The sequence below is a fragment of the Pseudomonas oplopanacis genome (assembly GCF_057128725.1).
In genome coordinates, this window is sequence record NZ_JBSKHV010000002.1 from 299,697 (window position 1) to 311,786 (window position 12,090).

The 12,090-nt window shown below is 59.2% G+C and carries 13 protein-coding genes; 3 read left to right on the top strand and 10 right to left on the bottom strand.

The genetic code is table 11. The annotated features are described in order from the left end of the window. Window positions 1-2: 2 nt before the first annotated feature. From ACWKV5_RS05720 to nhaA, 3 genes are all read right to left on the bottom strand, one after another. Window positions 3-275: a pyocin S6 family toxin immunity protein gene (locus ACWKV5_RS05720; protein WP_483840527.1), complete on the bottom strand. Its 273-nt coding sequence runs from the start codon at window positions 273-275 to the stop codon at window positions 3-5. After that, window positions 272-1,459 (bottom strand): S-type pyocin domain-containing protein, encoded by a 1,188-nt coding sequence (locus tag ACWKV5_RS05725; protein ID WP_483840528.1) that lies wholly within the window; start codon window positions 1,457-1,459, stop codon window positions 272-274. Before ACWKV5_RS05725 ends, ACWKV5_RS05720 begins: the two co-directional genes overlap by 4 nt. A gap of 121 nt (window positions 1,460-1,580) precedes the next feature. After that, on the bottom strand, window positions 1,581-2,768 hold the full coding sequence (nhaA, locus tag ACWKV5_RS05730) for a Na+/H+ antiporter NhaA (protein WP_027925641.1): 1,188 nt from the start codon (window positions 2,766-2,768) through the stop codon (window positions 1,581-1,583). A gap of 236 nt (window positions 2,769-3,004) precedes the next feature. Between nhaA and ACWKV5_RS05735 the strand changes: the two genes are divergently transcribed. Then, window positions 3,005-4,102, top strand: a complete 1,098-nt coding sequence (locus ACWKV5_RS05735; protein WP_483840845.1) for a PLP-dependent cysteine synthase family protein — start codon at window positions 3,005-3,007, stop codon at window positions 4,100-4,102. Window positions 4,103-4,221: 119 nt separating this feature from the next. Here the strand turns inward: ACWKV5_RS05735 and ACWKV5_RS05740 are convergent, their stop codons facing one another. Together ACWKV5_RS05740 and ACWKV5_RS05745 are read right to left on the bottom strand one after the other, a co-directional pair. Next, window positions 4,222-5,835 (bottom strand): NAD(P)/FAD-dependent oxidoreductase, encoded by a 1,614-nt coding sequence (locus ACWKV5_RS05740; protein ID WP_483840529.1) that lies wholly within the window; start codon window positions 5,833-5,835, stop codon window positions 4,222-4,224. 94 nt (window positions 5,836-5,929) lie between these two features. Then, the gene (locus tag ACWKV5_RS05745) at window positions 5,930-6,583 is read right to left on the bottom strand and encodes a COG3650 family protein (protein WP_483840530.1); all 654 of its coding nucleotides are present in this window, start codon (window positions 6,581-6,583) and stop codon (window positions 5,930-5,932) included. Window positions 6,584-6,717: 134 nt separating this feature from the next. Here ACWKV5_RS05745 and ACWKV5_RS05750 point away from each other — a divergent pair, with 134 nt between their 5' ends. Next, on the top strand, window positions 6,718-7,818 hold the full coding sequence (locus tag ACWKV5_RS05750) for an acyltransferase family protein (RefSeq protein WP_483840846.1): 1,101 nt from the start codon (window positions 6,718-6,720) through the stop codon (window positions 7,816-7,818). A gap of 19 nt (window positions 7,819-7,837) precedes the next feature. Here the strand turns inward: ACWKV5_RS05750 and ACWKV5_RS05755 are convergent, their stop codons facing one another. Beyond that, on the bottom strand, window positions 7,838-8,437 hold the full coding sequence (locus tag ACWKV5_RS05755; RefSeq protein ID WP_483840531.1) for a short chain dehydrogenase: 600 nt from the start codon (window positions 8,435-8,437) through the stop codon (window positions 7,838-7,840). Window positions 8,438-8,541: 104 nt separating this feature from the next. Between ACWKV5_RS05755 and ACWKV5_RS05760 the strand changes: the two genes are divergently transcribed. Next, window positions 8,542-9,456, top strand: coding sequence for a LysR family transcriptional regulator (locus tag ACWKV5_RS05760; protein WP_483840532.1), 915 nt, complete (start codon window positions 8,542-8,544; stop codon window positions 9,454-9,456). A gap of 23 nt (window positions 9,457-9,479) precedes the next feature. On the opposite strand, the gene ACWKV5_RS05765 is transcribed toward ACWKV5_RS05760, so the two are convergent. The 4 genes from ACWKV5_RS05765 to ACWKV5_RS05780 are packed head-to-tail and all read right to left on the bottom strand — an operon-like array spanning window position 9,480 to window position 11,899. After that, complete coding sequence (locus ACWKV5_RS05765) at window positions 9,480-9,962, bottom strand: DoxX family protein (RefSeq protein WP_483840533.1); 483 nt, start codon at window positions 9,960-9,962, stop codon at window positions 9,480-9,482. Further along, window positions 9,959-10,720, bottom strand: coding sequence for an HvfC/BufC N-terminal domain-containing protein (locus ACWKV5_RS05770; protein WP_483840534.1), 762 nt, complete (start codon window positions 10,718-10,720; stop codon window positions 9,959-9,961). Before ACWKV5_RS05770 ends, ACWKV5_RS05765 begins: the two co-directional genes overlap by 4 nt. Then, the gene (bufB, locus tag ACWKV5_RS05775) at window positions 10,717-11,571 is read right to left on the bottom strand and encodes an MNIO family bufferin maturase (protein ID WP_483840535.1); all 855 of its coding nucleotides are present in this window, start codon (window positions 11,569-11,571) and stop codon (window positions 10,717-10,719) included. Before bufB ends, ACWKV5_RS05770 begins: the two co-directional genes overlap by 4 nt. Window positions 11,572-11,596: 25 nt before the next feature. Next, complete coding sequence (locus ACWKV5_RS05780; protein WP_483840536.1) at window positions 11,597-11,899, bottom strand: BufA1 family periplasmic bufferin-type metallophore; 303 nt, start codon at window positions 11,897-11,899, stop codon at window positions 11,597-11,599. Window positions 11,900-12,090 lie beyond the last annotated feature (191 nt).

Genomic DNA, 12,090 nt, shown 5'->3' on the forward strand with positions numbered 1-12,090 from the left:
GATCACTGTGCAGCGCGGGTTCCGATGAAATACTCCAAACCTTCAGGAAAATCGACTTTTAGTAGCAGTGCTATTTGAAGGATTTGACTGTCGGTTAGCTCAAGTTCACCAGTTTCTAGTTCTTCAAATGTTTTAGATTCGGTCAATTGGGCCAATTCCTCATTCAGCTCAGCATCTCTGATGCTAAGTTCGAACTGCAGCGAGTCGTCTTGTTTTTCGTCGGGGTAAAAACCGGTGATCGATAGGTAGCGCATGGTGTTTTTCTCTTGTGTCATTTTGAGGTCCTTCTGCCTGGTTTCGCTTTTTTTGTGCGTTTACCTGTTATGTGATTGAACTCGCCCAAATGCACTCCGAATTTATCGTACTGCTCTACGGCGCCGCTTTTTGAGTCCCACTCATATATTCGGCCTCTACGGTCAAGCCACCGGGCTCGCTTTTTGCCCCCGCCTTGAACCGAGACCTTCGGCTTGACCCTGGATGCATCGGGAAACCCTGGGAGCGTTTCGGGATCTTCGTAGTATTTATGATCGCCAGGCAACGACAGAACAATGTAAACCGGCCTCACCCCCGACCCCACCGGGAATACAAGAATGAAATCCTTGTACTCAGGTGGATACACCGGGTTCACGATGATGCTGGCCGCCGCCGGCGTCGGCGGATACACCCAGATATGCGGCGCCTGCGGTGCAGCCTCCAGCGCTGGAATGCCGAGGGTGTCCGAGCCATCCACGGCCGGTGTCCAGATCAGTTCAACGCCTTCCCCGAGATCCGCCACCTGCTGGCTGCCGCGCAGTGTGAACTGCACGACATCGACCATTTCCCAATCGCGATTCTTACCGGTGTAGAACCCGTAGCCCTTGAGGCTGCCGTCAGCCTGTTGCTCGACCTGCAAACGAACGCGGGTTCTGGCCTGTTTCAGGGCACGCAGTTGATCTTCGGTATAGAGCGCGCTATCACCCAGGCTCGGCGTCCAGAACAACGCGACGACACCGGCCAATGTGGCGGCAGTGGCAGCCTCAAGTGCCAATAAGGGGGCAGCGAGCGCCGGGGCTCTAAGTGCCAGTCGACCAATGCCGAGCGAGACCGTACTGCCACTGATGGTTTCGAGATTCAACAGCCCGGCATCGTCTGCATCACGAGCACCGAGCCAGGCAATTTCGCCGTAATCCTTGAGGCTGTCGGTCGGAACCACACCCGAAGGATTCGAGTAATCGATTATGGCGTCCGGCAGGTTGCAGGACTTGGCGAAGACGCATCCCGCACGAGGGATGTCGGGTTTTTTCGTCGAGGCCTGAAGACGATCTTCAAAAGCCTGCTGCCGGGCGAGCATGGCGTCGTAAGCGCTTTGTCGCGCATCGCGCTGAGCCAGTTCGGTGGCCGACATGAAGCGGTGGGTGACGTGATGACCGTCACCGGAGGGTGGGTTTTGAACCCTGGGTACTTCCTTGTTGCCAGCCACTGATCTTCCTTGCGTTCGTCCGTCGACAGCCCCCGATAAAGGGACTGTGCGACGTTAACGAACGAGGTGGATCGTGGCTGTAGGACGAGTCCTTGATGCTGCTAGGAGCGTTCTCTTTCGTTCAGGATTGCAACACGGCGCTCTTGCGACTCGCCATCGCGGTCACTGCATAACCGATCAATGCCGCGAGAATCGAGCCGGTCAGAATGCCCATCCGGTCCATCCCGGCGTAGTCGCTGACGCCTGGTTCAAATGCCAGGGAGCCGACAAACAGGCTCATGGTGAAACCGATCCCGCAGAGAATCGATACCCCCAGCACATGGCCCCAGTTGGCGCCTTGGGGCAGGGCGGCGATGCCGATTTTCACCGCCAGCCAGGTCAGGCCGAACACGCCAACGGTTTTACCCAGCAGCAGGCCGGTGGCGATGCCCATTGGGACGTGGTGGGTGAAGCTTTCAACGGTGACGCCGCTCAGGGACAGGCCGGCGTTGGCGAAGGCGAACAGCGGCAGGATGCCGTAAGCCACCCACGGGTGCAGGGCGTGTTCAAGGGTCAGCAGTGGTGAAGACTCGGCGTTTTTGGTGCGCAGCGGAATGCAGAACGCCAGGGTCACACCAGCCAACGTGGCGTGGACGCCGCTCTTGAGTACGCAGACCCAGAGGATCAAGCCGATGATCATGTACGGTCCAAGCTTCACCACGCCGAGCCGGTTCATGGCGATCAGCGCGATGATGCAGGCGGCCGCCAGCGCCAGCGACAGCGTCGACAGGGTTCCGGAATAGAAGATCGCGATGACGATGATCGCGCCCAGGTCGTCGATGATCGCCAGGGTCATCAGGAACAGCTTCAGCGATACCGGCACGCGCTTGCCGAGCAAGGCGAGTACGCCGAGGGCAAAGGCGATGTCGGTGGCCATCGGGATGGCCCAGCCGCCCAAGGCTGCCGGGTCGTCACGGTTCAGAAACCAGTAGAGCAGCGCCGGCACGACCATACCGCCAATCGCCGCGGCGCCGGGCAGGACGATTTGCGAAGGGTTCGACAGCTGGCCGTCGAGGACTTCGCGCTTTACTTCCAGGCCGATCAGCAGGAAGAACATTGCCATCAGGCCGTCGTTGATCCACAGCAGTAACGGCTTGGCGATTTTCAGCGCGCCGATCTGAGCGACGACAGGGGTGTCCAGCAGCCCGCTATAAAGCCACGAAAGCGACGAATTGTTGATGATTAAAGCCAGGGCTGCCGCGGCGATCAGTAACAGACCGCTGGCAGCTTCCAACTGAAAGAAACGCGTGAAAGTGCTACGCAGAGGCAAGGTCGCTCTCCATCGATGAATTCAAAAGGTGGCACACCCTAACCCGTACTGTTAGTTGTTAAAACAAAAGTTATATTCTTTTTTGTTATATGCCGTAACAACGTGAAGGACGGGACCGGGCTTGAGCCTAGCAGTTGCCGGCCGTATTGAACGTCAGCTGTACCTGTGCGGGATGTAGGTTTTTTCCTAAGCTTGAAGGCTGAGCCTTACAAAAAGGCCGACTCAACGAGAAAACGATCATGAGCGACAACCGACAGTGGGCCCGCGAAGCCATCCGGATCATCGAGGCGGACTTCCAGCGCAGCGCCGATACCCACCTGATCCCCTTGCCGCTGCCGGGTTTTCCGGGCATCGAGTTGTATTTCAAGGATGAATCCAGCCATCCCACCGGTAGCCTCAAGCATCGCCTGGCGCGCTCATTGTTTCTGTACGCGTTGTGTAACGGCTGGCTCAAGCCGGGTGCGCCGGTGATCGAGGCATCCAGCGGTTCGACGGCGATTTCCGAGGCGTACTTCGCCAACTTGCTGGGTTTGCCCTTCATTGCGGTGATGCCAGCGACCACCTCGAAAGAGAAGATCGCGCAAATTGCGTTCTATGGCGGCAAGAGTCATCTGGTTGACGACCCGACCCAGATCTACGCCGAGTCCGAACGATTGGCGCGCGAGCATGACGGTCATTTCATTGACCAGTTCACCTATGCCGAACGCGCCACCGACTGGCGTGCGAACAACAACATCGCCGAATCGATCTTCCATCAGATGCGTTTCGAAAAGCACCCTGAGCCGAGCTGGCTGATCTCCAGCCCCGGCACCGGCGGCACCACCGCAACGCTGGGGCGTTACGTGCGTTATCGCCAGCATTGCACCCGCGTGCTGTGCGCCGATGCCGAACGTTCGGTGTTTTTCGATTACTACCAGACCGGCGATGCCAGCCTGCGCCTGGAGTGCGGCTCGCGGATCGAAGGCATTGGCCGGCCACGGGTGGAAGCGTCGTTCCTGCCCAAGGTGATTGATGCCATGGTCAAAGTGCCGGACGCGTTGTCCCTGGCGGCCATGCACTATCTGGCGCAGCGATTGGGTCGGCGAGTGGGCGGGTCGAGCGGGACCAATCTGATCGGCGCCTTGATGGCGGCTCAGCAGATGGCCGCGGCGGGGGAGTCGGGTTCGATCGTGGCGATTCTGTGTGATGGCGGCGAACGTTATGCCACCACGTACTACGATCAGGATTGGCTCAAGGGCCAAGGGTATGAGTTGAGTGCTTTGATGGCGATGGTGGCGGCGAGTGTCGAGCGTGGTGAGGCGCTCCCATCGACGGTACTGCGCGCCAACATCTGACACACCGAAGACCCAATGTGGGAGCGAGCCTGCTCGCGAAAGCGGTAGATCAGTCAACATCTCTGTTGAATGTTAATCCGTCTTCGCGAGCAGGCTCGCTCCCACAGGGGGGATGTTTGTCAGACATCGAGGCCTAGGATGTCGCGAGCCACGGCTTCGGCAATCCGAATACCATCCACACCCGCCGACAGAATCCCGCCCGCATAACCCGCGCCTTCACCGGCCGGGAACAAGCCCTTCACGTTCAGGCTCTGCATCGACTCATTACGCGTAATGCGCAGTGGCGACGAGGTGCGTGTCTCGATCCCGGTCAATACCGCGTCATGCAGCGAGTAACCGCGAATCTGCTTCTCGAACGCCGGCAACGCTTCACGAATCGCTTCAATGGCAAACGCTGGCAAAGCCAACGCCAAATCACCCAAAGCAACGCCCGGCTTGTAGGACGGCTCAACACTGCCCAACTCAGTTGACGGCTTGCCGGCAATGAAGTCGCCGACCAGTTGCGCCGGCGCTTCATAGTTGCTGCCGCCCAGCACAAACGCATGGGATTCCAGGCGTTCCTGCAATTCGATGCCGGCCAGCGGACCGCCCGGGTAATCGACTTCCGGGGTGATGCCGACGACGATCCCGGAGTTGGCGTTGCGTTCGTTACGCGAGTACTGGCTCATGCCGTTGGTGACTACACGGTTCGGCTCGGACGTCGCCGCGACCACTGTGCCGCCCGGGCACATGCAGAAGCTGTAGACCGAGCGACCGTTCTTGGCGTGGTGCACCAGTTTGTAATCGGCCGCCCCGAGTTTCGGGTGGCCGGCGTACTTGCCCAACCGAGCGCGGTCGATCAGCGACTGCGGGTGTTCAATGCGGAAACCCACCGAAAACGGCTTGGCTTCCATGAACACGCCACGGCCGTGGAGCATGCGGAAAGTGTCCCGGGCACTGTGGCCGAGGGCAAGAATCACGTGTTTCGAATGGATCTGCTCGCCGCCATTGAGCTCGACGCCGACCAGTTGACCATCCTCGATCAACACATCGGTGACGCGTTGCTGGAAGCGGACTTCGCCGCCCAGCGCGCGAATCTGCTCACGCATGTTTTCCACCACGCCGGTCAGACGGAACGTACCGATGTGCGGTTTGCTGACGTAGAGGATTTCGTCCGGCGCACCGGCCTTGACGAACTCGTGCAGGACTTTGCGGCCGATGAATTTCGGGTCCTTGATCTGGCTGTAGAGCTTGCCGTCGGAGAAAGTCCCCGCGCCGCCTTCACCGAACTGCACGTTCGATTCCGGGTTCAGCACGCTTTTACGCCACAGGCCCCACGTGTCCTTGGTGCGCTGGCGCACTTCGGTGCCGCGTTCGAGGATGATCGGCTTGAAGCCCATTTGCGCGAGCAACAGCCCGGCGAAAATCCCGCACGGCCCGAAACCGACGACCACAGGGCGTTGCTGCAGATCGGCCGGCGCGTGGCCGACCACTTTGTAGCTGACATCCGGCGCCACGTTGACGTTACGGTCATCGGCGAATTTGTGCAGTATCGCGGCCTCATCCTTGGCGGTGAGGTCGATGGTGTAGATGAAGCACAGTTCGGAGGACTTTTTGCGCGCATCGTAGCTGCGCTTGAACAAGGTGAAATCGAGCAGGTCATCGCTGGCGATGCCCAGGCGCTGCACGATGGCAGGGCGCAGGTCTTCTTCGGGATGGTCGATCGGCAACTTCAGTTCAGTGATTCGTAACATGGCAAGACCCGGTTCGCGGGGCGCACAACTGCGCCAAGGCGTTGGAAACCGGTGATTATAAGCCCCAAAGACGGATTCCGTGAGGCTTAAACGATCAGTCGTTACGCGCACCACCGAAATACGCGCAACCGCGCTGTACCTGGCCATTGATGCGCAGTTCGGCGCTCATGTGCTGGACGCTGCCAGTGGTGCTGTCGGTGCATCGTTGCGGCGCAACCCACAGTTCAATGTGTTGGTTATTGGCTTCGGTGCTGAGGTTGAAACGGCCGTCGCCCAGCTGTTCTTCCACATAAGGGACGGCCAGGGGCGGTTGACCGGCGCGATCGATGACCATGCCTTTGCCGCTGACCTTGACGTTCCACTCAGGCGAGTGACCGGCCGCGCGCAGAATCTGCAGTTTGAAATTGGGATCGTCGCACGCCGTGCCCGAGCGCTCGACGCGGTACAGCTGCTCGAGATCGAGGCGGCTGTCGACGATGCGCCCGCGCACATCGGCAAACAACTTGCCCTGTTTATCAGCCAGGGACGCAGCCTGTTGCAGCACGCTGGTGCCGCCAGTGTCGTTGACCACATAGCTGCTGGTTGCATTGCAGGGCTGGAACAGCAACTTGCCGTCCGCCGCCGTCAATTGGCCTTGCATGCGGGTCTGACCCGCGTGGGAGGCGCTTTCACGCGGGCCATCAAACAACTGACAGGCGGCAAACAGCGGCAGCAGGGCAACGACGACTAACGAACGGGCAACACGCATCTTTGGCTCTCCAGACAAGTGTCGCCACGTTACTCAGGCACGCCTGCGATCACAAGGCTTGTGTGCCAGGGATTGAGTTGCCGGGTGCGTCCCAGCATAGTGGCGCCCTTGTCCAGGATCGGGCCCACTTGCGCATGAACCAACACCTGTCTGTTTTCCCAAAACGGCTGTACGCACTGGATGCGCTACGTGGTATCGCGGCGTTGGCGGTGGTGTTCTGGCATTGGCAGCACTTCTTTTTTCAAGGGGCGTTGCCAGGCCCGCTGCAAACCGAACAGCAACCTTTCTATAGCGTTTTCGCCTTGTTTTATCGACACGGTGGCGATGCGGTTGCGCTGTTCTTCAGCTTGTCCGGGTTCATCTTTTTCTGGTTGTTCGGCCAGGCCGTGGCGCGCAGGGACGTGAGCGGAAAACAGTTCTTCATCGAGCGTTTCAGCCGCATCTATCCGCTGCATCTGGCGACCTTCGCCGCTGTTGCGCTATTACAGATGATCTACACACGGTACACGGGGAACGCTTTTGTCTATCCGTTCAACGATCTCTATCACGGCGTGTTGAACGTGTTTCTCGCCCCGGCCTGGGGATTGGAACAAGGCTGGTCATTCAACGCCCCGGCCTGGTCGATTTCGGTTGAGGTGTTGCTCTACGCGGCATTTTTCCTGCTGTGGCGCTATTCGCCCCTGCCCATGCTGATCAGCCTTTTCTTGATCGCCGTGGCCGCTTACGTGTTTCCTGCGCAGTACAAAATCACGCTGGGCGTGTTCAGCTTTTTCTGCGGTGGTGTTGGCTATGTGTGGGTGACGTGGCTGCTGCAACGGATGCCAACGCGCTGGGTGGGAATGGGTTTGACGATAGGGTGTGTGGCGGGGTGGTGGTGGTTCGGTGCTGATCAGCCGTTGATCAAGTTTGCGCTGTTGTTCCCGCTGACGATCATGGCCATTGCAGCCTGTCATCAGATCCTGGAACCGATTGCCCGGCGCCTGGCATGGCTGGGGGATATCAGTTACGCCTCCTATTTGCTGCACTTCCCTCTGCAAATTATCGCCGCGCTGCTGGCCGATAAATTCTTTGCGGGGCGAAGTGTCTTTTATCAGCCGTGGACGCTGCTGCTGTTCTTTGCAGTACTGATCAGTGTCAGCCTGATCTGCCATCGCTGGTTCGAACGGCCAATGCAACAGTGGCTGCGCAAGTTTGGGCGCGAGCGCCTGGCGAGCGGCGTGATCGCTCGCCAGTAACGCCTGTCAGCGAGGACGGTCAGCCGACGTGAAACGTCTGACCTGTCTGCAAGCCTTCCACGCTTTTGGCGTAGGCCAATGCCACATCGGCTGCGGGAACCGGTTTGAACCCACGGAAGTAAGGCGCGTATTTGCCCATGGCTTCCAGCAGCACATTCGGGCTGATCGAGTTCACGCGCAGGCCGCGAGGCAGTTCGATGGCGGCAGCTCGGACAAAGCTGTCCAGCGCACCGTTGACCAACGCTGCCGAGGCGCCGCTGCGAATCGGGTCGTGGCTGAGCACGCCGGTGGTGAAGGTGAACGAGGCGCCGTCATTGGCGAACTCGCGACCGATCAGCAACAAATTGACCTGGCCCATCAGTTTGTCTTTGAGGCCGAGGGCGAAGCTGTCTTCGCTCATTTCATCCAGTGGTGCGAAGGTTACGTTACCCGCCGCGCAGATCAGGGCATCGAACTTGCCGGTCTGTTCGAACAGCTTGCGGATCGAGGCGCTGTCGCTGATATCCACTTGAAAGTCGCCACTGTTGCGGCCGATGCGGATGATCTCGTGACGCTGGGACAGTTCCTTGTCGACGGCCGAGCCGATGGTGCCGCTAGCGCCTATCAATAGAATTTTCATCGTGCTGATTCTCGATTGGTTGAAAGTGACCTCAGTCTAGAGTGGTTTTTTCTGTTGATAAGCGCACTAATAGGCAACCTTTGGTTTTCAAATGGAAACAATCCATGAGCGAGATGGATGACCTGGCGGCGTTCGCGGTATTGATCGAAGCCGGCAGTTTTACCTTGGCAGCGCAGCAACTGGGTTGCAGCAAGGGCCAGTTGTCCAAGCGCATCAGCTTGCTGGAATCGCGGTTTTCGGTGGTGCTGTTGCAACGCACCACGCGCCGTTTAAGTCTGACGGCGGCAGGCGCGGCGCTGTTGCCACAAGCGCAGGCGCTTGTAGTCCAGGTCGAAAGGGCGCGTCAGGCATTGGCGCGGTTGAAGGACGACATGGCCGGGCCGGTGCGTATGACCGTTCCGGTATCGCTGGGGGAAACCTTCTTCGATGGTTTGTTGCTGGAGTTTTCCGGCAAGTATCCGCAGGTGCAGATTGAGCTCGATCTGAACAACAACTTTCACGACCTGTCCCGGGATGGCTTCGATCTGGCGATTCGCTCCGAGGTGGGCAAGGACGAGCGTCTGGTGGCTCGACCCTTGCTCGCCTGGCACGAAATGACCTGCGCCAGTCCGGCGTATCTTGAACAATATGGTGAGCCGCAAACGCCACAGGCCCTGGCCGAACACCGTTGCCTGCTCAACAGCCATTACAGCGGTCGTGAAGAATGGCTCTATCACCAGCAACACGAGTTGCTGCGCGTGCGGGTGTCGGGGCCGTTTGCCAGCAACCACTACAGCTTGCTGAAAAAAGCTGCATTGGCGGGGGCCGGTATTGCGCGTCTGCCGTCCTATCTACTGCAGGCGGAATTGGCTGATGGACGATTGCGTTGGCTGCTGCGTGATTATCAGACGCGGCGCATGCCGATGTACCTGGTTCACCCGTATCAGGGCGGTTTGCCGAAACGCACGCAGGTGCTGGCGGATTACCTGATCGGCTGGTTCAAGCGCAGCGGCGAGGCGCTGGATCGCCTTCAGCGCTAGATTTTGAACCCTCCCACATTGGATTAGCGGGCAAAGCGTCGGGCGATCAGGTGATCAACCGACAGTTTCCCCGGCCCGGTCGCCATCAAATACAGCAACACCGCCGCCCATGTGCCGTGAGTCGGGTACGCATCCGGGTACACGAACAGTTGAATCGTCAGGGTCATGCCGAGCAAGGCCAGCGCCGAAAAACGCGTGGCAAAGCCAATCAAAATCAACATCGGGAACAAGTGTTCGGTAAACGCCGCCAAATGCGCAGCGACCTCTGGCGACAGCAATGGCACGTGATACTCGCTCTTGAACAATGGAATGGTCGAGTCGGCGAGGCGTGGCCAGCCGAGCTGGAACGTGCCGTCGAACAGATCAATGGCGAGACCTTCAACCTTGGTTTGTCCGGACTTCCAGAACACCGCCGCGATGGAGAACCGCGCAATAAAGGCGATCAGGCTCTGTGGAATCATCTCCAGCAGCGCGATGGCGCGGCTGATCGGGTTCTGAGTGTTCATGGCAATACCTTGTTGTGGTGTAGGTGAGTAATGGCGTTGTGGCTGATCAGCAGGGCCAGTGTGTGGCTGAGGTCGAACGCGGGGACGGACGCCACTGCCTGAGTCAGTGGCTGGCCGTTTTGCAGGTTCTGAATGAAGTCGCTGGCGCCGCGTTCGATGACGAAGACTTCAACGTCCAGAGCGTTGCGCAGGATCAACGCGTGCTGCCCGTGGTCCAGATCGATCCCCGCCAGTGTTGCGTCTTGCTGATGGGCAGCCCAGATGGAGACCACGGCGAAGGTTGACGTCAGCAGGTTGAGCGAGGGGTGAAGTTCGACGCAGAGCTCGCTCAGGGTGTGTGGATCAGCGAGCGCTGCGCCGATCTGTTCAGGGTTCAACGACTGGGCGTCGGCCGCGTGATAAGCGAGGGTGCGCAGGCGTTCCAACCGCGCGACATCGGCCAGGTACGGCACGCTGCCCGCGGGTTCGAAGCCTTCGATAAAGTCCGCGAAGTCGTGGCCGTAATCCTTGATCAACGGGCTCTGTGGCGCATTGCCGAGTAAATAGATTCCGGCCATGGCACGGAAAAACTCATCGCCGACCAATTGCGCAACCACGGGGTAGCTGTGCGCCAAGGCGTTGATCAGTGAGCTCTGTACGTTATTGCGATACACCGCGAAACGACTGGCGGGATCGGCGCCATTGGCACTGAACACACCCTCGGGGCAGTTCAGTCGGGGATCAAGCAGGGCCGCAGCAAAAGCGGCTTGCGTGCTCATGACCGGCCTCCCGCGCACAGCAACAGTTCATCGGCCTGACGCGCCTCGGCGTGCAAGACGCTGAAGGCCGGCAACTGATTGTCGCGTTCGATCAGGGTCGCTATCGGGCCGGTTCGCTCCAATACGTGCTGGTACAAGGTCCAGACGGCGTTATCGATAGGGGCGCCGTGATCATCGATCAGCAGACGGTCACCGAGGCTGTCAGTGTCTTCGGCGAAGCCGGCCAGATGAATCTCGCCGACGGCATGGAGGGGCAGGGCGTCGATGTAAGCCAACGGATCGCGCTGATGATTGACGCTCGATACGTAGACGTTGTTCACGTCAAGCAACAGCCCGCAGCCCGTGCGACGGATGACTTCGCTGATGAAGTCGGCCTCATCGAACGTCGAGCGTTCAAACGCCAGGTACGTTGCCGGGTTCTCCAGCAACATCGGGCGTTTGAGGGTGCTTTGGACGTGATCAATGTGTTCACAGACGCGGCTCAGCGTCGGCGTGTCATAGGCCAGGGGCAGCAGGTCATTGAGAAACACCGGGCCATGGCTGGACCAAGCCAGGTGTTCGGAAAAGGACTGGGGTTGATAGCGCTCGATCAGTGCGCCGAGGCGCTTGAGGTGCTGAGTGTCGAGTGAACCTTCAGCACCAATCGACAAGCCGACGCCATGCAGCGACAGCGGATACTGCTCGCGAATCAAACCCAGGTAGTGATGAAACGGGCCGCCGGCCACCATGTAGTTTTCGGCGTGGACTTCGAAGAAGCCGATGTCCGGTTGCGAACCGAGCACTTCACGAAAGTGCTCGGTCTTGAGGCCCAGCCCGGCGCGGGGCGGGAGCCCGAACGGTAGATTGTTCATGGTCGACACTCGGGCTGGGTTGGGATCAGGCTTTGGCTTTGAACGCTTCCATCTGCCCGAAACCAGTCGGCGAGGTCTTGCTTTCGGTGGTGGCGCAGGTGCCTTTAGGGACGAGTTTCCAGGCGTTTGGCTGGAAGTCGGTTTTCGACGTGCCGGCGCAGGTGGTGCCGGCGCCTGCTGCGCAATCGTTATGACCTTTCATGGCCACGCCGAAGCATTTTTCCATGTCGTCGGCCGCGTGGGCGGTGGTCACGGCGGCCATGCTCAAGGCAGAACCGAGGGCCAGAACCAGGGCAGTGGCGGACAGGGTGCGGGTGGTAGCAGTCATGATGTTTCTCCGGTTTTTGAGGTGTTGGTCAGCAGCGTTTGTGCTGGCTTACCCCTCTAGAGAAAGGTCATGGCGATGCGTTACAGCTGTCTCCAAAATTTTTTTAACAAACCTGAAGCCATCACCCATCCACCTGTGGGAGCGAGCCTGCTCGCGAAGGCGTTGGGTCAGTCAATAGGCATGTTGAATGA

What these genes read in the sequence shown, in the direction of transcription:
- ACWKV5_RS05720 (WP_483840527.1), bottom strand. Translation starts at nt 275, where the DNA reads ATGACACAAGAGAAAAACACCATGCGCTACCTATCGATCACCGGTTTT.
- ACWKV5_RS05740 (WP_483840529.1), bottom strand. Translation starts at nt 5,835, where the DNA reads ATGTTACGAATCACTGAACTGAAGTTGCCGATCGACCATCCCGAAGAA.
- ACWKV5_RS05745 (WP_483840530.1), bottom strand. Translation starts at nt 6,583, where the DNA reads ATGCGTGTTGCCCGTTCGTTAGTCGTCGTTGCCCTGCTGCCGCTGTTT.
- ACWKV5_RS05750 (WP_483840846.1), top strand. Translation starts at nt 6,718, where the DNA reads ATGAACCAACACCTGTCTGTTTTCCCAAAACGGCTGTACGCACTGGAT.
- ACWKV5_RS05755 (WP_483840531.1), bottom strand. Translation starts at nt 8,437, where the DNA reads ATGAAAATTCTATTGATAGGCGCTAGCGGCACCATCGGCTCGGCCGTC.
- ACWKV5_RS05760 (WP_483840532.1), top strand. Translation starts at nt 8,542, where the DNA reads ATGAGCGAGATGGATGACCTGGCGGCGTTCGCGGTATTGATCGAAGCC.
- ACWKV5_RS05765 (WP_483840533.1), bottom strand. Translation starts at nt 9,962, where the DNA reads ATGAACACTCAGAACCCGATCAGCCGCGCCATCGCGCTGCTGGAGATG.
- ACWKV5_RS05770 (WP_483840534.1), bottom strand. Translation starts at nt 10,720, where the DNA reads ATGAGCACGCAAGCCGCTTTTGCTGCGGCCCTGCTTGATCCCCGACTG.
- bufB (WP_483840535.1), bottom strand. Translation starts at nt 11,571, where the DNA reads ATGAACAATCTACCGTTCGGGCTCCCGCCCCGCGCCGGGCTGGGCCTC.
- ACWKV5_RS05780 (WP_483840536.1), bottom strand. Translation starts at nt 11,899, where the DNA reads ATGACTGCTACCACCCGCACCCTGTCCGCCACTGCCCTGGTTCTGGCC.